This is a genomic window from Geodermatophilus sp. TF02-6, assembly GCF_003319115.1.
Classification (GTDB): Bacteria; Actinomycetota; Actinomycetes; order Mycobacteriales; family Geodermatophilaceae; genus Geodermatophilus.
In genome coordinates, this window is sequence record NZ_QOHF01000005.1 from 169,688 (window position 1) to 193,520 (window position 23,833).

The 23,833-nt window shown below is 74.9% G+C and carries 23 protein-coding genes; 16 read left to right on the plus strand and 7 right to left on the minus strand.

The genetic code is table 11. The annotated features are described in order from the left end of the window. Nucleotides 1-11: 11 nt before the first annotated feature. Nucleotides 12-680: a hypothetical protein gene (locus tag DQ238_RS06815; protein WP_113780539.1), complete on the plus strand. Its 669-nt coding sequence runs from the start codon at nt 12-14 to the stop codon at nt 678-680. Nucleotides 681-773: 93 nt separating this feature from the next. Continuing rightward, nucleotides 774-917, plus strand: coding sequence for a GPGG-motif small membrane protein (locus tag DQ238_RS23070; protein WP_199506176.1), 144 nt, complete (start codon nt 774-776; stop codon nt 915-917). 107 nt (nt 918-1,024) lie between these two features. On the opposite strand, the gene DQ238_RS06820 is transcribed toward DQ238_RS23070, so the two are convergent. Beyond that, nucleotides 1,025-1,645 carry a hypothetical protein gene (locus tag DQ238_RS06820; protein ID WP_113780540.1) on the minus strand — a complete coding sequence of 207 codons (621 nt, stop codon included), beginning with the start codon at nt 1,643-1,645 and terminating at the stop codon, nt 1,025-1,027. A gap of 66 nt (nt 1,646-1,711) precedes the next feature. Between DQ238_RS06820 and DQ238_RS06825 the strand changes: the two genes are divergently transcribed. After that, nucleotides 1,712-3,001 carry an adenylosuccinate synthase gene (locus tag DQ238_RS06825; protein WP_113780541.1) on the plus strand — a complete coding sequence of 430 codons (1,290 nt, stop codon included), beginning with the start codon at nt 1,712-1,714 and terminating at the stop codon, nt 2,999-3,001. A 69-nt stretch (nt 3,002-3,070) separates the two neighbouring features. On the opposite strand, the gene DQ238_RS06830 is transcribed toward DQ238_RS06825, so the two are convergent. After that, complete coding sequence (locus tag DQ238_RS06830; protein WP_113780542.1) at nt 3,071-4,093, minus strand: glycerophosphodiester phosphodiesterase family protein; 1,023 nt, start codon at nt 4,091-4,093, stop codon at nt 3,071-3,073. A gap of 103 nt (nt 4,094-4,196) precedes the next feature. Here DQ238_RS06830 and rsgA point away from each other — a divergent pair, with 103 nt between their 5' ends. Further along, complete coding sequence (gene rsgA / locus DQ238_RS06835) at nt 4,197-5,216, plus strand: ribosome small subunit-dependent GTPase A (RefSeq protein ID WP_113780543.1); 1,020 nt, start codon at nt 4,197-4,199, stop codon at nt 5,214-5,216. Between the two features lie 68 nt (nt 5,217-5,284). Here rsgA and DQ238_RS06840 read toward each other — a convergent pair whose 3' ends face one another. Further along, nucleotides 5,285-5,974, minus strand: a complete 690-nt coding sequence (locus DQ238_RS06840; RefSeq protein ID WP_147263021.1) for a hypothetical protein — start codon at nt 5,972-5,974, stop codon at nt 5,285-5,287. A 132-nt stretch (nt 5,975-6,106) separates the two neighbouring features. On the opposite strand from DQ238_RS06840, the gene purD reads away from it, so the two are divergent. Continuing rightward, nucleotides 6,107-7,456 (plus strand): phosphoribosylamine--glycine ligase, encoded by a 1,350-nt coding sequence (gene purD / locus DQ238_RS06845; protein WP_233495773.1) that lies wholly within the window; start codon nt 6,107-6,109, stop codon nt 7,454-7,456. On the opposite strand, the gene DQ238_RS06850 is transcribed toward purD, so the two are convergent. Then, a complete protein-coding gene (locus DQ238_RS06850; protein ID WP_113780545.1) occupies nt 7,443-8,837 on the minus strand; it encodes an AI-2E family transporter in 1,395 nt (464 codons plus the stop codon). The genes purD and DQ238_RS06850 overlap by 14 nt on opposite strands. A 99-nt stretch (nt 8,838-8,936) precedes the next feature. Between DQ238_RS06850 and purB the strand changes: the two genes are divergently transcribed. The 8 genes from purB (at nt 8,937) to DQ238_RS06890 (ending at nt 16,819) form a co-directional block, all read left to right on the plus strand. Next, the gene (gene purB, locus DQ238_RS06855) at nt 8,937-10,244 is read left to right on the plus strand and encodes an adenylosuccinate lyase (RefSeq protein ID WP_113780546.1); all 1,308 of its coding nucleotides are present in this window, start codon (nt 8,937-8,939) and stop codon (nt 10,242-10,244) included. Continuing rightward, the gene (locus tag DQ238_RS06860; RefSeq protein WP_113780547.1) at nt 10,241-11,104 is read left to right on the plus strand and encodes a phosphoribosylaminoimidazolesuccinocarboxamide synthase; all 864 of its coding nucleotides are present in this window, start codon (nt 10,241-10,243) and stop codon (nt 11,102-11,104) included. The genes purB and DQ238_RS06860 overlap by 4 nt, the downstream gene beginning before the upstream one ends. 174 nt (nt 11,105-11,278) lie before the next feature. Further along, complete coding sequence (gene purS / locus DQ238_RS06865) at nt 11,279-11,518, plus strand: phosphoribosylformylglycinamidine synthase subunit PurS (RefSeq protein WP_113780548.1); 240 nt, start codon at nt 11,279-11,281, stop codon at nt 11,516-11,518. Further along, nucleotides 11,515-12,192 carry a phosphoribosylformylglycinamidine synthase subunit PurQ gene (purQ, locus tag DQ238_RS06870; protein WP_113780594.1) on the plus strand — a complete coding sequence of 226 codons (678 nt, stop codon included), beginning with the start codon at nt 11,515-11,517 and terminating at the stop codon, nt 12,190-12,192. The genes purS and purQ overlap by 4 nt, the downstream gene beginning before the upstream one ends. Before the next feature lie 67 nt (nt 12,193-12,259). Beyond that, a complete protein-coding gene (gene purL / locus DQ238_RS06875; protein WP_113780549.1) occupies nt 12,260-14,560 on the plus strand; it encodes a phosphoribosylformylglycinamidine synthase subunit PurL in 2,301 nt (766 codons plus the stop codon). A 17-nt stretch (nt 14,561-14,577) separates the two neighbouring features. Further along, a complete protein-coding gene (locus DQ238_RS06880) occupies nt 14,578-14,961 on the plus strand; it encodes a sterol carrier family protein (RefSeq protein WP_113780550.1) in 384 nt (127 codons plus the stop codon). A gap of 149 nt (nt 14,962-15,110) precedes the next feature. Next, a complete protein-coding gene (locus DQ238_RS06885) occupies nt 15,111-16,202 on the plus strand; it encodes an S-(hydroxymethyl)mycothiol dehydrogenase (RefSeq protein ID WP_113780551.1) in 1,092 nt (363 codons plus the stop codon). Further along, nucleotides 16,199-16,819, plus strand: a complete 621-nt coding sequence (locus DQ238_RS06890; protein WP_113780552.1) for an MBL fold metallo-hydrolase — start codon at nt 16,199-16,201, stop codon at nt 16,817-16,819. Before DQ238_RS06885 ends, DQ238_RS06890 begins: the two co-directional genes overlap by 4 nt. Before the next feature lie 160 nt (nt 16,820-16,979). On the opposite strand, the gene DQ238_RS06895 is transcribed toward DQ238_RS06890, so the two are convergent. Beyond that, nucleotides 16,980-17,621, minus strand: a complete 642-nt coding sequence (locus DQ238_RS06895; RefSeq protein WP_113780553.1) for a DUF5701 family protein — start codon at nt 17,619-17,621, stop codon at nt 16,980-16,982. Nucleotides 17,622-17,771: 150 nt separating this feature from the next. Here DQ238_RS06895 and purF point away from each other — a divergent pair, with 150 nt between their 5' ends. Next, a complete protein-coding gene (purF, locus tag DQ238_RS06900; RefSeq protein ID WP_113780595.1) occupies nt 17,772-19,322 on the plus strand; it encodes an amidophosphoribosyltransferase in 1,551 nt (516 codons plus the stop codon). Beyond that, a complete protein-coding gene (gene purM / locus DQ238_RS06905) occupies nt 19,319-20,377 on the plus strand; it encodes a phosphoribosylformylglycinamidine cyclo-ligase (RefSeq protein WP_113780554.1) in 1,059 nt (352 codons plus the stop codon). Before purF ends, purM begins: the two co-directional genes overlap by 4 nt. A gap of 147 nt (nt 20,378-20,524) precedes the next feature. On the opposite strand, the gene DQ238_RS06910 is transcribed toward purM, so the two are convergent. Beyond that, the gene (locus DQ238_RS06910) at nt 20,525-20,746 is read right to left on the minus strand and encodes a DUF3073 domain-containing protein (RefSeq protein WP_113780555.1); all 222 of its coding nucleotides are present in this window, start codon (nt 20,744-20,746) and stop codon (nt 20,525-20,527) included. 369 nt (nt 20,747-21,115) lie between these two features. Further along, nucleotides 21,116-22,180, minus strand: coding sequence for a Glu/Leu/Phe/Val dehydrogenase (locus DQ238_RS06915; protein WP_113780556.1), 1,065 nt, complete (start codon nt 22,178-22,180; stop codon nt 21,116-21,118). Between the two features lie 255 nt (nt 22,181-22,435). Between DQ238_RS06915 and DQ238_RS06920 the strand changes: the two genes are divergently transcribed. Then, nucleotides 22,436-23,818: a M23 family metallopeptidase gene (locus DQ238_RS06920; RefSeq protein ID WP_113780557.1), complete on the plus strand. Its 1,383-nt coding sequence runs from the start codon at nt 22,436-22,438 to the stop codon at nt 23,816-23,818. Nucleotides 23,819-23,833 lie beyond the last annotated feature (15 nt).

Here is a 23,833-nt window from a genome sequence, read left to right on the forward strand (position 1 = left end):
ACGATGACACCGTGCACTCGCCCGGAGCCGTCATCGGCCGCCTGCGGCCCCTCCTGCTCGCCGTCCACCAGGCGCTGTCGGCCGGCGTCGCGGTCAGCGCGGCCGTCCACGCCGCGCACGGCTGGAACCCCACCGCGGACCGCCACCTCGACCACCAGCTGGTCCGCCGCGAGGCGATGGAGCGGCTCAAGCCCTGGGGTGCCCGCCCCGAGGACGACGAGCTGTCCGACCCGCTGCAGACCCGCCAGCTGGAGTTCGCCGACACCAGCACCGACAACCTCGGCCTGGCCATGAGCGGACTGCTCCTGCGCACCCCCAGCGACGTGCTGCGCGTGTGGCGCTCCGACGACGGCGAGCTGCCCGCCGCGGCCACCGACGGCCTGCGCGCCTTCTACCGCCAGGACCCCAGCCGGCAGCTGCAGCTCGACCTCGACCCGGACGACGACCCCGAGGACCCGGACGACGACCCCGACCGGTTCCGTCCCGCGCCGGGCCACCTCGCGCTGCTGTGGGCCGACGCCGACGCCGTCCTCACCCGCCTCGACCTGGTCCGGCCCTGCGGACACGTCGGCCGCCGGGTCCTCGTCGACTGGCACGTCGACCTGTTCCAGCGCCTGCTGCGCCCCGCGGCCCGACCCCCACGGGCGGCGTCCGGCACGCCGACCGCCGGCCCGGCATGACCCATGGTCACCGTTTGACAGGCAGCTCCCAGGATCGGTGGCTACGCTCCGTCCCTGGTGCCCAGTCCGGGCGCCCGTCACCGGAGGTGCTGCATGGCCACGCTTCTCTGGATCATCGCCGTCGTCCTCGTCATCGCCGGCATCCTCGCGATCGTGCGCGGGCAGCTGCTCTGGGGCATCGTGCTCATCGTCGTGGGCCTGCTCGTCGGCCCGGGCGGGGTGAGCGTCTTCACCTGATCCCGGCCCCGTCCAGAGGCTCGCCGCGAGCTTGCGAGTGGCGAGGAGGACGGGGTCCTTCTCCGAGGGCTGAGGGGGCGAGGTCCTCTCATCGGCAGGGAGGCCGCTCAGGGGCGCAGCCGCCAGCGCACCCGGTCGTCGGCGTACCACGTCCAGCGGCTGACCAGCCGCGGGTAGGGGACGCCGTCGCGGAGGACCCGGGCCGGGTCGCAGGCGATCTGCACGGCGCGCCCCCTGCTGCGCCGTGCCGGGCGCAGCGGCAGCGTCATGACCGCCACGCCGAGGGTGTCCACCGCCTGCCAGTCGGGGCGGACGTCGATCCGGGTGATCAGCCCGTCGGCGATCTGCACCGCGTCGTTGTAGGCCTGTGCGCCCAGTCGCCGTGCCAGCGGGCGGCGCTGGTCGTCCCCGGCCGCCTCGACCCGACCGTGGTGCAGCAGCACCCCGCCGTGGTCGTCGCGCACCAGGGAGAGCTCCCGCTCCTCGCCGCCGCTGCCCACGCCGAGCGCCCGGGCCAGGCCCACCGAGGCGTCGTCGTCCGCCGGCTCCCAGGAGACCGGCGCGACGGCGGTCCTCCCAGCCCGGTGCAGCGCGGCCAGCACCGCCGCCAGCGCCGGGACCGGCCCGCGGACCAGCAGCGCCTCGGCGTCGACCGCCGGAGCGACCGCCTCGCGGGCCGGCGCCTGACCCGGCCCGAGACCGCGCAGGTCCAACTCGACGAGCGACATGCGGCTACCCTGCCACCTGCCAGCCGGTCATCCGCCGGTACCGGTGCGGGAAGGGATCGAAGCGAGATGCCGGCAGTCGTGCTGATCGGCGCCCAGTGGGGTGACGAGGGCAAGGGGAAGGCCACCGACCTGCTCGGGGGCCGCGTGCCCTACGTGGTGCGCTACCAGGGCGGCAACAACGCCGGCCACACCGTGATCACCCCCGACGGCGAGCGGTACGCGCTGCACCTGATCCCCTCGGGCATCCTCACCCCCGGGTGCACACCGGTCATCGGCAACGGCGTCGTCGTCGACCCCGAGGTGCTCATCGGGGAGCTCGCCGGCCTCGAGGAGCGCGGCGTGGACACCTCCCGCCTGGTCATCTCGGCCGACGCGCACCTGATCATGCCGCACCACCGGGCGCTGGACCGGGTCACCGAGCGGTTTCTCGGCAAGCGCCGGATCGGCACCACCGGTCGCGGCATCGGCCCGGCCTACGGCGACAAGGTCGCCCGCACCGGCATCCGGGTGGCCGACCTGCTCGACCTGTCGATCCTGCGGCAGAAGCTCGAGGGCACGCTGCAGGAGAAGAACCAGGTCCTGGTCAAGGTCTACAACCGCAAGGCGATCGACGTCGACGAGGTCGTGGAGGAGTACGCCGGCTACGCCGAGCAGCTCAGGCCGCGGATCGCCGACACCCGGCTGCTGCTGGCCGACGCCCTCGACGCCGGCGAGTGGGTGCTGCTGGAGGGGTCCCAGGGCACGCTGCTGGACGTCGATCACGGCACGTACCCGTTCGTCACGTCGTCCAACCCGACCGCGGGCGGCGCGGCGACCGGGTCGGGGATCGGCCCCACCCGCATCCAGCGGGTCGTCGGGATCCTCAAGGCGTACACCACCCGGGTCGGCTCCGGCCCGTTCCCGACCGAGCTGTTCGACGCCAACGGCGAGTACCTGCGCAAGCACGGCGGCGAGGTCGGGGTGACCACCGGCCGCGACCGGCGCTGCGGCTGGTTCGACGCCGTCGTCGCCCGTTACGCGGCCCGGGTCAACGGGATCACCGACTACTTCCTCACCAAGCTCGACGTCCTCTCCGGCCTGGAGACGGTGCCGATCTGCGTGGCCTACGACGTCGACGGCGTCCGGCACGACGAGATGCCGATGACGCAGACCGAGTTCCACCACGCCACGCCGGTCTACGAGGAGCTGCCCGGCTGGTTCGAGGACATCCGGCACTGCCGCAGCTTCGACGAGCTGCCGCCCACCGCGCAGGCCTACGTGCGCCGGCTGGAGGAGCTCTCCGGCGCCCGGGTCAGCGTCATCGGCGTCGGCCCCGGCCGGGAGGAGAACGTCGTCCTCCACGACCTGCTCACCTGAGGAGCGGGTTCGTCGGCCCCCTCCCGGGCACCGCCCCGAGCGTGCGAGGGGTGGGGAGGAGGGGGTCCTTCAGGCGGCGACGAGCTGCCCCCGCGCGCGGACGGCGACCTCGGGGGCGTCGGTGATGACACCGTCGACGCCGAGGGCCAGCAGCAGCCGGACCTCGGTCCGCAGGTCACCGGTGCCGCCCGCGTCCCCGCCGCGGCGCAGGTGCCGGGGGAGGAAGGCGTTCTCCGGGCGCAGCGTCCACGGGACGACCAGCAGCCCGGCGCGGTGGGCCCGGCCGATGAGGTCGGAGACGCCGGTCAGTGCCTGCTCGCCGTCGCGCAGCAGGATGCGGTGCCGGCTGGGCGTGATGCCCTGGGCGTAGGTGCTGATCCCGCGCAACCCCGCCGGGGTGACCATCGGGTCGTGGACGGCGGCGTGGTCGACCAGCTGCAGGATCGTCGGCCCGTCCTCCCCGAGGGCGGCGCGCAGCCGCCGCAGCGCCGGCGCGTCGAAGGACTGCACCACCACCGTCCCGTCGGGACCGGTCGCCCCCAGGCGGCGCAGCTCGGCGGCCACCAGCTCCACCACGGGCAGGTCTGCACGCTCGCCGGCCCTGGTCGGCGCCTTGAGCTCGGCCAGCACGCGGACCTCCCGCCCGGCGGTCGAGCGGCGGCGGGCGATCGCCACCACCTCGGCCAGCGTGAGGATGCCGAACCGGCCGTCGTAGGTGGTGTTCAGCGGGCGCAGCGCCGGCATCCGCTCAACGGCCCGCAGGGTGCGCAGCTCGGCGAGGGTGAAGTCCTCGGTGAACCAGCCGGCCTGCTCGCGGCCGCCGACGACCCGGGTGGTCCGCCGGCCGGCGAACTCCGGCCGGGTGGCGACGTCGGTGGTGCGGGAGAGCTCGTCCTCGTGCCGGACGACGAGCGCGCCGTCGCGACTGACCACGACGTCGGGCTCGACGAGGTCGGCGCCGAGGTCGATGGCGAGCTCGAAGGCGGCCGCGGTGTGCTCCGGCCGGTACGCCGAGGCGCCGCGGTGGCCGACGACCACCTGACGGGGCAGCCCGGTCGCCGGACCCCTTGCCAGCGACTCGATCGCGTGCATGCCCCCACCTCACCCCACGACGGTGTCGGGTTGCTGAACGCACGCCGTCCGATCCCGGACAATTCGGACGACACCGCGCCGACCTGCGCGCCACCATGCCGGGGTGGGCGACATCACATCACTGGGCTGGACGCCGGAGCGGGACGCCGAGCTCCCGGCCGGCTGCCGGCCCGGCCGCGTCGCACGGGTCGACCGCGGCCGGCTGACGGTGCTGACTGCCGACGGTGAACGGCACGCCTCCCCGGGGCCGCTGCGCGGGGACACCGGCCCGGCGGTGGGCGACTGGGTGGCCCTGCGGGGCGAGCTCGCCGTCGCGGTCCTGCCCCGCCGGACGGCGTTCACCCGGGGAGCGGCCGGCCGGACGTCGGCCGAGCAGGTGGTCGCGGCCAACCTGGACCTCGTGCTGGTGGTCGACGCGCTGTCCACGGCGCCGCGGCTGCGTCGGGTCGAGCGCTACCTGGCCGTCGCGTGGGGCAGCGGGGCGACGCCGGTCGTCGTCCTCAGCAAGGCCGACCTGTGCGCCGACGTCCCCGCCGCGGTGCGGGCGGTGGCGGAGCACGCGCTCGGCGTCGACGTCCTGCCGGGGAGCTCGGTGACCGGCGCCGGCCTCGACGCGGTGCGGGCGCTGCTCGGGCCGGGGCGGACGGCGGCGATGGTCGGCCCGTCCGGCGTCGGCAAGTCCAGCCTGGCCAACGCGCTCGCCGGGACGACGGTGGCGGCCACCCGGGAGGTCCGGGACGGCGACGGCCGCGGCCGGCACACCACGACCGCCCGCGAGCTGCACCTGCTCCCCGGCGGTGGGCTGCTCGTCGACACCCCCGGGATGCGTGAGCTGGGGCTGGTCGACGACGACGGCCTCGACACCGCCTACGCCGACGTCGCCGAGCTGGCCGCCGGGTGCCGGTTCCGCGACTGCGCCCACCGCACCGAACCGGGCTGTGCCGTCGCCGCCGCGATCGACGACGGCCGGCTGGATCCGGCCCGCTACACCGCGTGGCGCAAGCTGCAGGCCGAGGCGCGCCGGCAGGCGCTGCGCTCCGACGCCCGCGCGCGGGCTGCGGAACACGCGCGGGTGCGGGCGGTCCAGCGCGCCCACCGGACGCAGCCGAACCGGGTGCGGTGAGGGCGCCGGCGGCCCCCTCCAGGGCACCGCCCCGAGCGTGCGAGGGGTGGGGAGGAGGGGGTCCTTTCTCAGGCTGCGGAGACGTCCGGGACCCGACCGTCCTCCTCGCTCACCGGGTCCTCGCTCCCCTCGCTCCTGTGCCAGCTGAGAGGAGTGCCCTCGCCGCGCTTGAGGTGTCGACCCCGCCGGTCGGGCGTGGACAGCCACAGGACCTTGACGCAGTCGTCGAGCGCGCTGCGGTAGCTCTCGAGGAGCAGGCCGGGATCGTCGAGCTGCTCCTCGGACAGGCCCGAGTGATCCGGTCCCGCGGCCTGCCGGCGTATCCACCGGCGGAAGCCGGCATCCGCCTCCAACAGCAGGAAGTACCGGACCATGAGGAGGTCCGTGACGGCGTGCCAGGCCTGTGCCGGGCGCTTGTCGGCGTAGTGGATCTGCAGCCTCCGCTCGAGCACCTGGCTCCTGGTGCGCGTGCTGAAGTACGTGTGGTCGAGGTCGCCGCGCTGCTCCGCGATCGCCTCGGAGGCCTTCCTCTTCTCCAGGGGGACGTGTCTCGCCGTCCTCTCGAACACCTGAAGTGCCAGGAACAGCGAGTTGGCCACCTCGGTCAACTCACCTGCCAGCGCCTCGCGGAGCTCGCTCTCGTCCTTGCGCCGCTGGATCCGTGCCGCCACGAGGTTGACGACCAGGAGCGCGAGCAGGGCTGTGACCGTGGGACCCGTCGCAGCCACCATCATGCGTTGCCACAGCGGATCGCCCATGGCCGTCTCCCGGACTCGGCGCACGTTCCTCGCAGACCTCGGAAGGTACTGGGTGCGACGTCCGCAGACGACCGTCCTCCCGCCCCGCATCGGCGGACCCGAGCCCGAGCCCGGTCGGTAGGGTCGCGCTCCGTGCGCGTGCTCGTGATCGGCTCCGGCGCCCGGGAGCACGCCCTGTGCGTGGCCCTGCGCGACGACCCCGCGGTGACCGCGCTGGCCTGCGCGCCGGGCAACGCCGGCACCCGCGCGATCGCCGAGGCGGCCGACGTCGACGTCGCCGACCCGGTGGCGGTCGCCGCTCTGGCCGCCGGGTGGGGTGCGGACCTGGTCGTCGTCGGCCCCGAGGTGCCGCTGGTGGCCGGTGCCGCCGACGCCGTCCGCGACGCCGGCATCGCCTGCTTCGGCCCCTCGGCCCAGGCCGCGCAGCTGGAGGCCAGCAAGTCCTCCGCCAAGCACGTCATGGCCGCCGCCGGTGTGCCGACCGCGCGGTCGTGGCCGGTCGGCGGCCCGGCGGAGCTGGAGACGGCGCTGGACGAGGCGGGCGGGGTGGGCGGGGGACCATACGTGGTCAAGGACGACGGGCTGGCCGCCGGCAAGGGCGTCGTCGTCACCCCCGACCGGGACGCCGCGGTCGCGCACGGACGCCGCGTGCTCGACGCCGGCGGGGCGGTGCTGGTCGAGGAGTACCTCGACGGACCCGAGGTGTCGCTGTTCGCCGTCACCGACGGGACGACGGTGCTGCCGCTGGTGCCGGCCCAGGACGCCAAGCGCCGCGACGACGGCGACGCCGGGCCCAACACCGGCGGGATGGGCGCCTACGCGCCGCTGCCGTGGGCGCCGCCGGGGCTGGTCGAGGAGGTGCTGGCCACGGTGCTGCAGCCGACCGTCGACGAGATGCGCCGCCGCGGCGAGCCGTTCTCCGGGCTGCTCTACGCCGGCCTGGCGCTGACCTCCCGCGGCGTCCGGGTGGTGGAGTTCAACGCCCGCTTCGGCGACCCGGAGACCCAGGTGGTGCTGCCGCTGCTGGCGACCCCGCTGGCCGGGCTGCTGCACGCCGCGGCCACCGGCACGCTCGCCGACCACCCGCCGCTGCGCTGGCGGCCCGGCGCCGCCGTCACCGTCGTCGTCGCCGCCTCCGGCTACCCGGAGCGGCCGCGCACCGGCGACCCGGTCACCGGCGCCGACGGTCCGGGCGTGCTGCACGCGGGCACGGCGCTGACCGCCGGCGGCACCGTCGTCTCCGCCGGCGGGCGGGTGCTCGCGGTGACCGCCGTCGGGGACGACCTGGCCGCGGCCCGGCAGCGGGCCTACGAGCGGGTCGCCGGCGTCCGGCTGGCCGACGCGCACTGGCGCACCGACATCGCGCTGGCGGCGGTCGAGGGCCGGATCACCGGCCCCGGCCCCCTGCAGGGTCCCGCCGCGAGCGGGCGAGCCGTGGGGGCAGGGGGCCGGGCAGGGGGTCCTTCGACTAGCCCGCGGTGACCGCCGGGCGGGCGCGCTCCGGGTGCGGCTCGGGCGGCCGCGGGCCGTCGTGGCGGTGCACCAGGTAGGTGCCGCCCACGTTGAGGCAGGCGATGATCGGCACGGCGATCAGGGCGCCGAAGATGCCGCCGATGATCACCCCGGTGGCCAGGCCGAGCACGACCGCCAGCGGGTGGATCCGCACCGCCCGCCCGAGCAGCAGCGGCGAGAAGACGTGCCCCTCCAGCTGCATGACCAGCACGACCGCGCCCAGGGTGAGCAGCGCGGTGACCAACCCGTTGGAGACCAGGGCCACCAGGACGGCGACCGTGCCGGCGAGGAACGACCCGACGATCGGGATGAACGCGCCGATGAAGACCAGCGCGGCCAGCGGGAGGGCCAGCGGCACCCCGAGGACGAGCAGCGCGGCGCCGATGCCGACGGCGTCCATGAGGGCGACGGCCACCGTGGCTCGCACCAGGGCGACCAGGGTCCGCCACGAGCGCCGGGCGGCCTCGTCGACGTAGGCCCGTGCCTCGTGGGGCATGAGGCCGACGACCCACAGCCAGATGGACCGGCCGTCCTTGAGGAAGAAGAACAGGGTGAGCAGGGTCAGCAGCAGGCCGGCGAAGACCGAGGTCACCGTGCCGGCGGTGCTGATCGCCCCGGAGGTGATCGCGCTCTGGTTGGCCCCGATCGCGTTCTGCACCTGCCCGACCAGCTGGTTGAGCTGGTGCTGCGTGATCGGGAACGTCCGGGTGATCGTGTCCTGGATCTGGGTGAGGCCCTGGCTGACCTGACCGGTCAGGGAGCTCCAGTCGGTGACCACCTGCTCGACGACGAGGGTGATGATCCCGGCGACCACCAGGACCCCGACCAGCAGCATGACCAGCGCGGCCAGCGAGCGCGGCCACCGGCGCCGGATCAGCGCCGCGGCGCCCGGCTGCAGCAGGGCCGCGAGCAGCAGGGCGACCAGGAGCGGGACGAACACCTCGAACAGCAGGTCCACGACCCGTACCAGCAGGTACAGCAGTGCCCCGACGAGGATGACCCGCCACGACCAGTCGGCCGCGACGCGCAGCCCGGAGGGGACGGTGTCGCCGTCGTCCCGCCCGGCGGTGCGCCGCGTCGTGCGGGTGGTGCCGCGGCGGGCGCCCTGCGGTGGTCCGCTGACCGGCCCGGAGGCGACGTCCACGTCCGGTGCGCCCGGTGCGGGACTGCCCAGCGGGGGCCGGACGGCACCGTTGCCGTCGGGAGCGGCGTCCGGCGTCTCCGGCTCGTCGTCGTGGACGAGGATGGCCCGGGTGTCACCACGGGGAGGCCAGGCGTGCGGGTCGGGTTCGGACGCGGTCCGGATGCGCTCGCGGGCCCGCTCCACCAGGTGGGTCGCTCGTCGCAGCATCCCGCACCTCCCCGGGTCTGGGGGCTGTCCATGATCATGGTAGCCCTGCGGGAGACTGTCCGCGTCGCGACCAGCTGACCGGCCAGAGGCGGTACCCGCATGATCGAGCGTTACACCCTCCCCGAGATGGGCCGGGTCTGGAGCGACCAGCACAAGTACGAGCTGTGGGCCTCCGTCGAGACCCTCGTGCTCGAGGCCCACGCGGCGGCCGGGCGGGTGCCGGCCGAGGTGGTCGAGCCGGTGCGCAACGCCCCGCCGCCGACGCCCGAGCGGGTCGCCGAGATCGAGGAGACGACGCAGCACGACGTGATCGCCTTCCTCACCGCGTGGGCGGACAACACCACGCCCCGGTCGGCAGCCGCGTACGTGCACCACGGCATGACGTCGTCGGACCTGCTGGACACCGCGCTGGCGGTGCAGCTGACCGAGGCCACCGACATCCTGCTGGCCAAGGCCGACCGGCTGGTCGCCGTCCTGCGCGACCACGCGCTGGCCCACCGGGACACGATCAAGGTCGGCCGCACGCACGGCGTGCACGCCGAGCCCGACGTGTGGGGCCACCGGGTCGCCGACCTGGCGTTCGCGATGGCCCGCTCGCGTGACCGGCTGCGTGCGGCGCGCTCCCGCGTGGGCGTGGTGGCGATCTCCGGCGCCGTCGGCACCTACTCGCTGATCGACCCGTCGGTGGAGGTCGCCGTGGCGTCCGCGCTGGGCCTGCGGCCGGCCGACGCCTCCACCCAGGTGGTCATCCGCGACTCGATCAGCGAGTGGGTCGCGGCGCTGGCCGTCATCGCCACCGTCTGCGAGGCGATCGCGCTGGAGGTGCGGCACGGACAGCGGACCGAGGTGCGCGAGCTGTCCGAGGCGTTCGGCTCCGGCCAGAAGGGCTCGAGCGCGATGCCGCACAAGAAGAACCCGATCCGCTCCGAGCGCATCGCCGGCCTGGCCCGGGTGGTGCGCGCCGCCGTCGTCCCGGTGATGGAGGGCATCCCGCTCTGGCACGAGCGCGACATCTCGCACTCCTCGACCGAGCGGGTGTTCCTGCCCGACGCGTCGATCACCGCCGACTACCTGCTGCACCTGACCACCGGGCTGGTGGCGGACCTGGTGGTCGACACCGCCCGGATGCGGGCCAACCTGGAGTCGACCGGCGGGCTGGTCTACACGTCGTCGGTGCTGCTGGAGCTGGTGGAGGGCGGCCTCTCCCGGGAGGACGCCTACGCCCTGGTGCAGTCCGCGGCGATGGAGACGTGGAACGCCGGGACGCCGTTCCGCGAGACGCTGCGCAAGCGCGCGGCCGAGGCGGGGGTCGAGCTGGACGAGGCGCGGCTGGACGAGATCTGCCGGCCCGAGCGGTACGTGGCCGACCTCGGCCCGCTGTTCGACCGCGTGGCGGCGCTGACGTGACCCTGGACCTCCCGCTCGTCGCCCGGGGCAAGGTCCGCGAGGTCTACGACGCCGGCGCCGACCACCTCCTGCTGGTGGCCTCCGACCGGATCTCGGCCTACGACCGGGTGCTGCCGACGCCGATCCCCGACAAGGGACGGGTGCTCACCCAGCTGTCGGTGTGGTGGTTCGACCAGCTGACCCCGGTGCTGGCCTCGTCCGGCGCCGCCCACCACCTGCTCGGCGCCGACGACGTGCCGGCGGAGGTCGCCGGGCGGGCCGTGCTGGTGCGGCGGCTGTCGATGCTGCCGGTCGAGTGCGTGGCGCGCGGCTACCTGTCCGGGTCGGGCACCGTCGAGTACCGGCGGACCGGCTCGATCCGCGACGTCGCGCTGCCGGCCGGGCTGGTCGAGGGCTCGCGGCTGCCCGAGCCGGTGTTCACGCCGTCCACCAAGGCCGAGGCCGGCGAGCACGACGAGGCGATCGACTTCGCCGCGGTCGTCGACCTGGTGGGCGCGGACCGCGCGGAGGAGCTGCGCGAGCTCACCCTGGCGCTGTACCGCCGGGGCGCGGAGATCGCCGAGGGCGCGGGGATCGTCCTGGCCGACACCAAGTTCGAGTTCGGCCTGGACGCCGACGGCCGGCTGACCCTCGGCGACGAGGTGCTCACCCCCGACTCCTCCCGCTTCTGGCCGGCCATCCTCTGGTCCCCGGGTGCGCCCCAGCCCTCGTTCGACAAGCAGTACGTGCGCGACTGGCTGACCTCCTCCGGCTGGGACCGGGTCTCCCCGCCGCCGGAGCTGCCCCCCCACGTGGTCGAGGCGACCCGAGAGCGCTACGTCACCGCCTACGAGCGCCTCACCGGCACCACCTTCCGCTGACCCGGCGAGCTCACGGACCCCTCCCGCACCCACATCGGCGATCTGGTCGCCACCCGGCTGCCTTGGCGACCACATCGCCGATGTGGCGGCGGAGGAGGGGCGGGACGGGAGCCGTGCGGAGGGCGATCCGCGGGGCCCGCGAGTGGGACACGCCACCCCGGTACCCTCGTCCGTGTGCCCCGGGTGGTCGTCGACGTCGTGCTGAAGCCGGAGATCTCCGACCCCCAGGGACAGGCGGTGCTGGGAGCGCTGGGCCGGCTCGGCCACGACAGCGTCCGCGGCGTGCGCCAGGGCAAGCACTTCGTCCTCGACGTGGAGGGCACCCCCGACGAGGCGGAGCTCACGCAGATCGCCGAGACGCTGCTGGCCAACCCCGTCATCGAGGACGTCGAGCTCCACCTGCCGAAGGGCTGACCGTGCGCATCGGTGTCACCACCTTCCCGGGCTCCCTGGACGACGTCGACGCCGTGCGGGCGGTGCGCCTGGCCGGCGGCGAGCCGGTCGCGCTCTGGCACGGCGACCACGACCTCGAGGACGTCGACGCCGTCGTCCTGCCCGGCGGCTTCTCCTACGGCGACTACCTGCGCGCCGGCGCCATCGCCGCCCGCGCGCCACTGGTGCAGGACATCGTCACGCGGGCGCGCCAAGGCCTGCCGGTGCTCGGCATCTGCAACGGCTTCCAGGTGCTCTGCGAAGCCGGCCTGCTGCCCGGTGCGCTGACCCGCAACGCGCACCTGCACTTCCGCACCCGCGACCAGGCGCTGCGCATCGAGCGCGCCGACAGCGCGTGGACGCGCGACTACGAGGCCGGCCAGCGGATCGTCGTCCCGGTGAAGAACGGCGAGGGCCGCTACGTGGCCGCGCCCGCCGACCTCGACCGGATCGAGGCGGAAGGGCGGGTCGTCGTCCGCTACGTCGAGGGCAACCCCAACGGCTCGATGCGCGACATCGCCGGGGTGACCAGTGCGGACGGCCGCGTGGTCGGGCTCATGCCGCACCCCGAGCACGCCGTCGAGGAGCTCACCGGCCCGTCCACCGACGGCCTGGGCTTCTTCACCTCCGTGTTGGAGCAGGTCGTGAGCGCATGACGCGCGAAGACGACGCCCGAGTGAGCATCGCAGCGAGCGAGGAGCGGAGCGAGGTCGGAGTCGAGCCATGAACGTCGACACCGTCGAGCGGGCGGCGAAGACACCCGACGATGAGCAGCCCCACCGCGAACTCGGGCTCGAGGACGACGAGTACGCCCGCATCCGCGACATCCTGGGCCGCCGGCCCACCACCGCCGAGCTGGCCATGTACTCGGTGATGTGGAGCGAGCACTGCTCCTACAAGTCGTCGAAGGTGCACCTGCGCCGCTTCGGCGACCTCCCGGAGAGCGCGTCGCTGCTGGTCGGCATCGGCGAGAACGCCGGCGTGGTCGACGTGGGCGACGGCTACGCGGTCACCTTCAAGGTCGAGTCGCACAACCACCCCAGCTACGTCGAGCCCTACCAGGGCGCCGCGACCGGGGTGGGTGGCATCGTCCGCGACATCCTCACCATGGGCGCGCGGCCGGTCGCCGTCATGGACTCGCTGCGCTTCGGCCCCGCCGACGCCCCCGACACCGCCCGGGTGCTGCCCGGCGTGGTTGCCGGCGTCGGTGGCTACGGCAACTGCCTGGGCCTGCCCAACATCGGCGGCGAGGTCCTCTTCGACGCCTGCTACGCGGGAAACCCCCTGGTCAACGCGCTGTGCGTCGGCGTCATGAAGCACGAGGACGTGCGGCTGGCCAAGGCCGAGGGCGTCGGCAACAAAGTGGTCCTGTTCGGTGCGCGCACCGGCGGCGACGGCATCGGCGGCGTCTCCGTGCTGGCGTCGGAGACCTTCGACAGCGCGGCGGACGGCCAGCGGGGCCCGGCCAAGCGGCCCAGCGTGCAGGTCGGCGACCCGTTCACCGAGAAGCTGCTCATCGAGGCCTGCCTGGAGATCTTCGCCCAGGGCCTGGTCACCGGCATCCAGGACCTCGGCGGCGCGGGTCTGTCCTGCGCGACGTCCGAGCTGGCCAGCGCCGGCACCGGCGGCATGCACGTCGACCTGGACGCCGTCCCGCTGCGCGACTCCACGCTCACCCCGGCCGAGATCCTGATGAGCGAGTCGCAGGAGCGCATGTGCGCGATCGTCGAGCCGGACAAGGTGGACGCCTTCCTCGCCGTCTGCCACAGGTGGGAGGTGCTGGCCACCGTCATCGGTGAGGTCACCGACGGCGACCGGCTCACCGTCGACTGGCACGGCGAGCGGATCGTCGACGTCCCGCCGCGCACCGTCGCGCACGAGGGCCCGGTCTACGAACGGCCGACGCGGCGCCCGGCCGACCTCGACGACCTACAGGCCGACGACCCGGCCGCGCTGCCCCGCCCGCGGACGCCGGAGGAGCTGCAGGCGCACTGGCTGGCCGTCCTCGCCAGCCCGGACGGCGCGGACAAGACCTGGGTCACCGAGCAGTACGACCGCTACGTGCGCGGCAACACGGTCCTGGCCCAGCCCGAGGACGCCGGGATGGTCCGCATCGACGAGGAGTCCAACCGCGGCATCGCGCTGGCGCTGGACGGCAACGGCCGCTACACGCGCCTCGACCCGTACACCGGAGCCCAGCTGAACCTGGCCGAGGCCTACCGCAACGTGGCGGTGAGCGGCGCCCGCCCGCTCGCCGTCACCAACTGCCTGAACTTCGGCTCCCCGGAGAACCCCGAGGTCATGTGGCAGTTCGCCGAGGCCGTGCGCGGCCTGGCCGACGGCTGCCGCGCGCTGGGCCTGCCGGTCACCGGCGGCAACGTCAGCCTCTACAACCAGACCGGCGACGTCGCGATCGACCCGACCCCGGTCATCGGCGTCCTCGGCGTGCACGAGGACGTCCGGCGGCGCGTGCCCACCGGCTGGCGGACGGCGGGGGAGACGGTGCTGCTGCTCGGCGAGACCAAGCCCGAGTTCGGTGGGTCGGCGTGGGCGTCGGTCGTGCACGGCCACCTGGGCGGGCGGCCGCCGGCGGTCGACCTCGACGCCGAACGGGAGCTCGCCGAGCTGCTGGCGGCGCTCGGCCGGGAGGGGCTGGTCGGCTCCGCGCACGACCTGGCCGACGGCGGCCTGGCACAGGCGCTGGCCGAGTCGGCGCTGCGGTACGGCGTGGGCGCCCGGCTGAACCTGCCGGGGGAGGCGTTCACCGCCCTGTTCAGCGAGTCGACCGCCCGCGTCGTCGTCACGACGTCCGACCCCACAGCGGTGCGGACGACGGCCCAGTGGGCCGGCGTGGCCGTCACCGAGCTCGGCACGACGGGCGGGGACGCCCTCGTGGTGGAGGGTGTCGCGGAACTGCCGCTCGCTGAGCTGCGCGCGGCCTGGACCGCGACGCTGCCGGCGCTGTTCGGGACGCCGGAGGCGACGGTGGGCTCCGTCCCTGCGGGGACCGTCCCGACCTCCTGAGCGGGCGGCCTGGGCGGGTGGCGAGGAACGAGCCCATCCCGGCCGGGGAGCTGCGGGCGGCGGTCGACCCGGTCCGCGCCTGGCTGGCCGGGCAGGTCGAGCAGCCGCCGCGGTCGGTGGTGGGTGCCGCGGTGAGGACGACGGCCCGCTGGCTGGCCCAGCAGGTGCCCGGCCGGTCGGTCGAGCTGCGGGTGCCCCCGCACGTCGCCGTCCAGCTCGTGCCCGGGCCCCGGCACACCCGCGGGACGCCGCCCAACGTGGTCGAGACCGACGCCGCCACCTGGCTGCGGCTGGCCACCGGCGCTCTGGACTGGTCCACCGCCGTGGCCGACGGGCGGGTCAGCGCCAGCGGCAACCGCGCCGACCTCTCCGCCCACCTCCCGCTGTCCCCGCTGCGGTGACCATCGGCAGGTGGCTGCCCGACACGCCGGTGCGGGCAGCCACCCGCCGATGGTCACGGCGGGACGGGGACACGACACCGCGGTCCGGCCTCCGCGACGGCCCGGAACGGCCCGGGAGCCCGGACGGCGGCCCGGCATAGGCTCCACCCATGGCCTACGAGGTGAAGGGCGTCGTCGCCCGCAGCAAGGGAGCACCGGTCACCGTCGAGACGGTCGTCGTCCCCGACCCCGGTCCGGGGGAGGCGGTCGTCGACGTGCAGGCCTGCGGGGTGTGCCACACCGACCTGCACTACCGCGAGGGCGGCATCAACGACGACTACCCGTTCCTGCTCGGCCACGAGGCCGCAGGCGTGGTCTCCGCGGTCGGCGAGGGCGTCACCAACGTCGCGGTCGGTGACTTCGTGATCCTCAACTGGCGCGCCGTGTGCGGGCAGTGCCGGGCCTGTGCCAAGGGCGAGCCCTGGTACTGCTTCGACACGCACAACGCCGCGCAGAAGATGACCCTCACCGACGGCACCGAGCTGTCCCCGGCGCTGGGCATCGGCGCGTTCGTGGCCAAGACGCTGGTGCACTCCGGCCAGTGCACCAAGGTCGACCCGGCCGCCCCGGCCACCGCCGCCGGCCTGCTCGGCTGCGGCGTGATGGCCGGCGTCGGCGCGGCGATCAACACCGGCGGGGTCCGCCGCGGCGAGTCGGTGGCGGTGTTCGGCTGCGGCGGCGTGGGGGATGCCGCGGTCGCCGGGGCGAAGCTGGCCGGGGCGACGACGATCATCGCCGTGGACATCGACGACCGGAAGCTGGAGTGGGCGAAGCGGTTCGGCGCCACCCACACGGTCAACTCCCGCGAGACCGACGCGGTCGAGGCGATCAAGGGTCTCACCAACGGCTTCGGGGTGGACGTGGCGATCGACGCGGTCGGCTCCCCGGCGGTGTTCGAGCAGGCCTTCTACGCCCGCGACCTGGCCGGGCGGGTGGTGCTGGTCGGCGTGCCCACCCCGGACATGCAGATCACCCTGCCGCTGATCGAGGTCTTCGGCCGCGGTGGGGCGATCAAGTCCTCCTGGTACGGCGACTGCCTGCCCGCCCGGGACTTCCCGATGCTGGTCGACCTCTACCGGCAGGGCCGCTTCCCGCTGGAGGAGTTCGTCAGCGAGACGATCGGCATCGACGACGTCGAGTCGGCGTTCGAGAAGATGCACGCCGGCGACGTGCTGCGCTCGGTGGTGGTGTTCGACACGTGAGCGCCCGCATCGACCAGACCGTCGTCTCCGGCGTCTTCTCCCTGGACGGGGCCGACTTCGACGTGGACAACAACGTCTGGCTGGTCGGCGACGACGCCGAGGTGCTCGTCATCGACGCCCCGCACGACGCCGAACCCATCCTCGAGGCGATCGGGGACCGGCGCGTGGTCGGCATCGTGCTCACCCACGGGCACAACGACCACATCAGCGCTGCCGTGGCGCTGCGCGAGGCCACCGGCGCGCCGATCTGGTTGCACCCGGCCGACCGGGTGCTGTGGGACATGGTCTACGGGCAGGCCCACCCCGACGCCGTCCCCGACCGCGACCTGGGCGAGGGCACCCGCTTCTCCGTGGCCGGCACCACGCTGACCGCGTTGCACACCCCCGGCCACTCCCCGGGCAGCACCTGCCTGCACGCCCCCGAGCTGGCCACGGTGTTCACCGGGGACACGCTGTTTCGCGGCGGGCCGGGCGCGACCGGGCGCTCCTACAGCGACAAGCCGACCATCCTGAACTCCATCCGGTCGCGGCTGCTGACCCTGCACGGGGACACCGTGGTCAAGACCGGCCACGGCGAGGACACCACGATCACCGCCGAGCTGCGCAACATCAGGTGAGCCGGTCGTCCCCTCTGGCCGGCCGTGCCCGCGTTCGCTCCTCGCTGCGACGCCGTCCTCGCCGCCGAGCAGGACCGAGGTCTCTGGGTATGGGAAGCGATACGTGTGCATGGGCTCGGCACCACGCATGTATCGCTTCCCATGCCTGGGGAGGGAGCGGTCAGCCGGCGGTCCGTGCGGCGGCCGAGGCGAAGCCCAGCCAGGTGTGCCGGTTGCCGGCCCAGCACCAGCCGACCTTGGGCGCGTCACGACGCTCACGGCCGTCCCGGCCGGTGCCGTTGCTGATCCACAGCGCCGGTGTCCGGGCGTCGAGCGAGCCGTCCGGCCTGCGCACGCGCGAGCCGATCGTCATGAAGCAGTGGTTGCGGTCGAGGACCTCCGGCCGCTGCAGCAGCCAGCAGATCCCCTCGCCGAGGGTCAGCGGGGTGCGCCCGGCGGCGGTGATCGCCGGCAGGGCCTCGTCGGGGCTCCAGTTGGCCATCGCGTCCCCACGGTCGGGGTCGACGGCGAGGTAGACCGGGGCGTCGGGCAGCTCGACCCCGTCGACGGGCGCGAAGGCGTCCACGTCGGTCATGTCGGCCACCACGAAGCCGCACCGGCCGCGGCGCTCGAGCAGCGGGGTCAGCGCCGAGGCGGCCGCGCGGTCCGGGTGCAGCACGAGCAGCGCCCCGGGCAGGTGTACCCCGGCGGCGGCGTCGCGCAGCTCCGCCGGGGTGAGCCCGGCGACCTCGTGGGCGCCGAGGGCGACGAGCCGGTCGGCCTGGGCCACGGGCGAGGGCAGGTCGAGGAGGGCAGCGGGCACGGGAGGACCTCCGGCGACGTGGGGATCGGCCGCAGCTCAACGCGCCCGCCGCCGTCCCGGTTCCCCGCGGGCGACGACGGCGGCCGGCACGGTGCTCCCGCTCACCCCGCGGGGGCCGGGGACCGTCGGTGCCGCCGGTACCGTAGGGGTGTGCCTCGCGGTGACGGACGGCTGACGCACGACCTCGACCCCTCCTCTCCCGGACCCCAGGACGCCTGCGGCGTCTTCGGCGTCTGGGCGCCGGGGGAGGAGGTGGCCAAGCTGACCTACTTCGGTCTCTACGCCCTGCAGCACCGGGGTCAGGAGGCCGCGGGCATCGCCGTCTCCGACGGCGCCTCGGTGGTCGTCTACAAGGACCTCGGGCTGGTCAGCCAGGTCTTCGACGAGGTCACCCTGGGCAGCCTGCGCGGTCACCTCGCCGTCGGGCACACCCGCTACTCCACGACCGGGGCCTCCACCTGGGAGAACGCCCAACCCACCTTCCGGACGACGGGCGCCGGCACCGGCCTGGCGCTGTGCCACAACGGCAACCTGGTGAACACCGCCGAGCTGGCCGGCCGGGCCGCCGACGCCGGGGTGCCGGGCTCCACCTCGACCACCGACTCCGACCTGGTGACCGCGCTCATCGCCGCCCGGCCGGACCTGTCGGTCGAGGCCGCCGCGATGGAGGTGCTGCCGCAGCTGCGCGGCGCCTTCAGCCTCGCCTTCATGGACGAGACCACGCTGTACGCCGCCCGCGACCCGCAGGGCGTGCGGCCGCTGGTGCTCGGCCGGCTGGAGCGCGGCTGGGTGGTGGCCAGCGAGACCGCGGCGCTGGACATCGTCGGCGCCTCCGTGGTCCGGGAGATCGAGCCCGGCGAGCTGCTGGCCATCGACGAGGACGGGCTGCGCAGCCAGCACTTCGCGCACAGCGAGCCCAAGGGCTGCGTGTTCGAGTACGTCTACCTCGCCCGACCGGACACCACGATCGGCGGCCGCAGCGTGCACGCGGCTCGCGTCGAGATCGGCCGGCGGCTGGCCCGCGAGCACCCGGCCGACGCCGACCTGGTCATCCCGGTGCCGGAGTCGGGCACCCCGGCCGCGGTCGGCTACGCCGAGGCCTCCGGCATCCCCTACGGCCTCGGGCTGGTCAAGAACTCCTACGTGGGCCGCACCTTCATCCAGCCCAGCCAGACCATCCGGCAGCTGGGCATCCGGCTCAAGCTCAACCCGCTGCGCGACGTCATCCGCGGCAAGCGGCTGGTCGTCGTCGACGACTCGATCGTGCGCGGCAACACCCAGCGGGCGCTGATCCGCATGCTGCGCGAGGCCGGCGCGGTCGAGGTGCACGTGCGCATCTCCTCGCCGCCGGTCAAGTGGCCCTGCTTCTACGGCATCGACTTCGCCAGCCGCGCCGAGCTGATCGCCAACGGCCTCGACGTCGACGGCGTACGCGCCTCGATCAACGCCGACTCGCTCGGCTACGTCTCCGAGCAGGGGCTCCTCGCCGCCACCGAGCAGCCGGCCACCCGGCTGTGCACGGCGTGCTTCACCGGGCAGTACCCGATCCCGCTGGGCGAGAGCGAGGTGCTCGGCAAGCACGTGCTCGAGGGCATCGGGCGGCGGGTGGACGACGTCCGTGCGGTCAGCGGCTGGACCGGTCAGCAGGCCGGCACCGCCATCGTGCCCGGCGGCGCGGACGACGCGCTGTCCCGCCCGTGAGCGAGCCGGAGCACACCTACGCCGCCGCCGGCGTGGACATCGACGCCGGCGAGCGCGCCGTCACCCTCATGCGGACGGCGGTGCAGCGGACCACCCGCCCCGAGGTCGTGGGCGGGCTCGGCGGGTTCGCCGGGCTGTTCGCCCTCGACACTGCCAGGTACCGCCGGCCGCTGCTGGCCTCCTCCACCGACGGCGTCGGCACCAAGACGGCCCTGGCCCGTGCGCTGGACCGGTACGACACCGTCGGCATCGACCTGGTGGCCATGGTCGTCGACGACCTGGTCGCCTGCGGCGCCGAGCCGCTGTTCTTGCAGGACTACGTGGCCTGCGGGCGAGTGGTGCCCGAGCGGATCGCGGCGATCGTCACCGGCATCGCGACCGGCTGCACGCTGGCCGGCGCGGCGCTGGTCGGCGGGGAGACCGCCGAACACGGCGACCTGATGGCCCCCGGCGACTACGACCTGGCCGCCACCGCTGTCGGCGTCGTGGAGGCCGACGCCGTGCTGGGCCCCGAGCGGGTGCGCAACGGCGACGTCGTGGTCGCGATGGCCTCGAGCGGCTTGCACTCCAACGGCTACTCGCTGGTGCGCCGGGTGGTCGCCGCCGCGGGCCTGGACCTCGCCGCCACCCCGGCCGGGCTGGACCGGCCGCTGGGCGAGGAGCTGCTCGAGCCGACCCGCGTCTACGCCCGCGACTGCCTGGCCCTGGTCGAGCGGTTCGGTGTCGACGGCGTGCACGCCTACGCGCACATCACCGGCGGCGGGCTGGCCGGCAACACCGCCCGCGTCGTCCCCGACGGGCTGGCGGCGGTGCTCGACCGCGGCACCTGGACGCTGCCGGCCGTCGTCCGCCTGCTCGAGGAGCACGGCGTGCCGCGGGCGGAGTCCGAGCGGGCGTTCAACTGCGGGGTCGGCATGGTGGCCGTGGTCGCCGCGGAGGTCGCCGACGACGCGGTGGCGGTGCTGCGCGAGCGCGGTGTGCCCGCCTGGGTGGCCGGCGCGGTGGGCCCGCGCACCGGGGACACCGGCGCCCGCCTGGTGGGCTCCTATCGCTGAAAGAGGACCCCGCTGCCCCCCGCCGGCCCCGTCCGGAGGCTCGTCCCGAGCTTGCGAGGAATGAGGACGGGGTCCTTCTCCGGTGGGGAGGGGGGTCCTTCAACTGCAGCGGGGCCGCAGTGTTCGCGCGGGTCAGGCGCGGCGGGCTCAGCGGCTGGCGGCCCAGTCGTCGTCCGTGTCGTCGTCCGTGGCCCAGCGGTCGGTGTACTCGTCGTCCTCGTCGTCGTTCGTCTTCGCCCGGGACGACGGGTACGAAGACGGTGAACCGGCCAGCTCGCGCTGCAGCGCGGAGAGGTCGGTGTTCGGTGAGCTGTACTTGAGCTCACGGGCCACGCGCGTCTGCTTGGCCTTCGCTCGGCCGCGCCCCATCGGCTCGACCCCCTCGTTACGGAGTACGGGAGCCCAGCTCCGGGCTGGACGGCCCGCGTGGCGACCCCGACTGAGTGACTGTGTCTGGATCGAGCTTACGACACGGATCGACGCCCGGCACGGGTCTCCCTTCGTCGTCCCCCGACCGGGGCTCGGCCCCGTCCAGGGCACCGCCCCGAGCCCTGATGGCCCCCTCGCAGGAGAAGGACCCCGCCCCCCTCATCCCTCGCAGGCTCGGTGGAAGGACCCCGTCCCCTCACGCCTCGCAAGCTCGGCGCGAGCCTCCGGACGGGGCCGGGACGGGGCCAGCGGCGAGCCTGCGAGTGGCGGGGGGCGAGGGGCCCTTCACGGGGAGGACGGGGACGCTCCTCAGCGCGGCAGCCGGATCGTGGCCAGCCGGCCGACGGAGGCCATGCGCTCCTCGGCCGTCCGGTCGGCGGCCACAGCGGGGGAGACGCCCTCGGCCTCGGCGGCGCGGAACACCTGCAGCGCGACGTCGAAGATGCCGGCGGTCCTGGCCTCGGCGCGACGGAACGAGAAGCCGCGGCGCTCGTCCTCGACCTGGATCACGCCGCCGGCGTTGACCAGGTAGTCGGGCGCGTAGAGGATGCCGCGGCGCATGAGCGCCTCGGCGATCCCCGCGTGGGCCAGCTGGTTGTTGGCCCCGCCGCAGACGACCTCGGCCTCCAGGACCGCCACCGTCTCGTCGTCCAGCGCCCAGCCCAGCGCGCAGGGGGCGTAGACGTCGCTCGGCGTGCGCACCAGCGTCGCGGTGTCGGCCACGGCGTCCACCGCGGGGTGGCGGGCCAGCACCCGCTCGACGGCGCCGGCGTCGACGTCGGTGACCACCACGTCGGCGCCGTCCTCGACCAGCCGGTCGACCAGCCAGCTGCCGACCTTGCCGACGCCGGCGACGGCCACGGTGCGCCCGGCCAGCGACGGCTTGCCCCAGCGGTGCTGTGCGGCCGCCCGCATGCCCTGGAAGACGCCGTAGGCGGTGAGCACCGAGGAGTCCCCGCAGCCGCCGTAGGCCTCCGACCGGCCGTGCGCGAAGCGGGTCTCCCGCGCCACCACGTCGAGGTCGGCGTTGGAGGTGCCGACGTCGCAGGCGGTCAGGTAGCGGCCGCCCAGGGCCTCGACGAACCGGCCGTAGGCGCGCAGCAGCGCCTCGGTCTTGTCGGTGTGCGGGTCGCCGATGACCACCGCCTTGCCGCCGCCGAGGTCCAGGCCGGCGAGGCTGTTCTTGTAGGCCATGGCCCGGGACAGCGCGAGGACGTCGGCGACCGCGGCCTCCTCGCTCGGGTACGGGTGGAAGCGGGTGCCGCCCAGCGCCGGCCCCAGCGCGGTGGAGTAGATCGCGATGACCGCCCGCAGCCCGGAGCCCGGATCGGAGCAGAAGACGACCTGTTCGTGCCCGGAGCCGAGAACGTCCACGTGGCGAGCCTAGATCGCCCGGATCCGCCCGACCGGGCGCCCGGAGGCGCGGAACCGGAGCGTGCGGATCTGCAGAAAGTGCCGGCCATCCCTCAAGGTCACCCTCCGGGGTGACGACAACAGGAGGGACAGGAGTGGGACGGGCGGACCCGCGTGCACGGTGGGACGGCCGTGCCGCGAGGAGGTGTGGCAACTCCCGTGACGCTGCCACGCTGCACCGAGCCCCCCCACGGACCCACCTCCACAGGGAGCGACATGCTGCACAGCCGTGCTCGCCGCCGTGCCGCCGCGGCCCCGACGCACCGCTCGAGGCGCACCCCTGCCCTGCGGGCCCTGCTCGCCGGCGCCGTGACCGGCGCGGTCCTGCTGGGCGGCGCGGCCCCGGCCGCCGCCGCCCCGTCGCCGCCGCCCAACCCCAGCGACGCCCAGCTCGGGCAGGCGCAGTCGGAGCAGGACGCCGCCGCGGCCGAGGTCGGCCGGATCGCCGGCCTGGTCGCGCAGGCCGAGGCGGAGCTGGAGCGCTACTCGGTGCAGGCCGAGGCCGCCGGCGCGGCCTACGAGGCCGCCGAGGAGGCGCTGACCCAGGCGCAGGCCGAGGCCGACCGGACGGCGGCGCAGCTGCAGGCCGCCGCCGACGCCGTCGCCGCGGCCACCGCCCGCATCGCCGACCTCTCCCGCGACAGCTACATGAGCGGCAACACCCTCGCCGGCGCCGCGGCGCTGCTGGACGCCGACGGCCCGGCGGAGCTCGTCGAGCGGGCCGCGATGCTCGACTACGTCTCGGCCAACCAGCTCGACGTCCTGCACCAGCTCGAGGTCGCCCGGGTGCAGCAGGCCAACGCCGACTCCGAGGCCCGGGCCGCCCGCGACCGCATGGCCCGGGCCGAGGCCGAGGCCGAGGCCGCCAAGGCCACCGCCGACCAGCAGCTGGCCGCCCAGCAGACGGCCTACGATCAGGTGAGCGCGCAGAGGGCGGAGTACGACCAGCAGCTGCAGGCCGCCCAGATCCGGCTGCTGGAGCTGCAGGGGGCCCGCGACGCCTACCAGCAGTGGCAGGCGCAGAAGGAGGCCGAGGAGGCCGCCGCGGCCGAGGCCGCCCGCCAGGCCGCCGAGGAGGCCGCCGCCGCGGCCGCCGCGGCCCGCTCGGCCGCGGCCCGCTCCGCCGCGGCCAGCGCGCCCGCGCGCGGCTCGTCGAGCAGCTCGTCGTCCGGCTCCGGCAGCTCCGGCGGGTCCGGGCCGTACGTGAAGCCGACCTCCGGCCGCACCTCCAGCTGCTTCGGCACTCGCTGGGGGGCGCTGCACGGGGGCGTGGACATCGCCGCCCCCATCGGCACCCCGGTCTACGCGGCGCACTCCGGCGTCGTGCGGCGCGCCGGCCCCGCCACCGGGTTCGGCCAGGCCGTCTACATCCTCGGCGACGACGGCTACGTGACCGTCTACGGCCACGTCAGCCGCATGTTCGTCCGCGCCGGGGAGCGCGTGGTCGCCGGCGAGGAGATCGCCGCGGTCGGCAACGAGGGGCAGTCGACCGGACCGCACCTGCACTTCGAGGCCCACCCGAACGGTGTCATGTACGGCGGGCAGGTCGACCCGGTGCCCTGGATGGCCGCCCGCGGGGTGAGCATCCCCGGCTGCTGAAGGACCCCGGCCTCC

Excerpts from the sequence above, each read along its gene's own strand:
- DQ238_RS06830 (WP_113780542.1), bottom strand. The coding sequence starts at position 4,093 with ATGCACGCGATCGAGTCGCTGGCAAGGGGTCCGGCGACCGGGCTGCCC.
- DQ238_RS06850 (WP_113780545.1), bottom strand. The coding sequence starts at position 8,837 with ATGCTGCGACGAGCGACCCACCTGGTGGAGCGGGCCCGCGAGCGCATC.
- DQ238_RS23070 (WP_199506176.1), top strand. The coding sequence starts at position 774 with ATGGCCACGCTTCTCTGGATCATCGCCGTCGTCCTCGTCATCGCCGGC.
- DQ238_RS06820 (WP_113780540.1), bottom strand. The coding sequence starts at position 1,645 with ATGTCGCTCGTCGAGTTGGACCTGCGCGGTCTCGGGCCGGGTCAGGCG.
- DQ238_RS06885 (WP_113780551.1), top strand. The coding sequence starts at position 15,111 with ATGGCCTACGAGGTGAAGGGCGTCGTCGCCCGCAGCAAGGGAGCACCG.
- DQ238_RS06840 (WP_147263021.1), bottom strand. The coding sequence starts at position 5,974 with ATGGGCGATCCGCTGTGGCAACGCATGATGGTGGCTGCGACGGGTCCC.
- DQ238_RS06910 (WP_113780555.1), bottom strand. The coding sequence starts at position 20,746 with ATGGGGCGCGGCCGAGCGAAGGCCAAGCAGACGCGCGTGGCCCGTGAG.
- purL (WP_113780549.1), top strand. The coding sequence starts at position 12,260 with ATGAACGTCGACACCGTCGAGCGGGCGGCGAAGACACCCGACGATGAG.
- purB (WP_113780546.1), top strand. The coding sequence starts at position 8,937 with ATGATCGAGCGTTACACCCTCCCCGAGATGGGCCGGGTCTGGAGCGAC.
- DQ238_RS06920 (WP_113780557.1), top strand. The coding sequence starts at position 22,436 with ATGCTGCACAGCCGTGCTCGCCGCCGTGCCGCCGCGGCCCCGACGCAC.
- DQ238_RS06825 (WP_113780541.1), top strand. The coding sequence starts at position 1,712 with ATGCCGGCAGTCGTGCTGATCGGCGCCCAGTGGGGTGACGAGGGCAAG.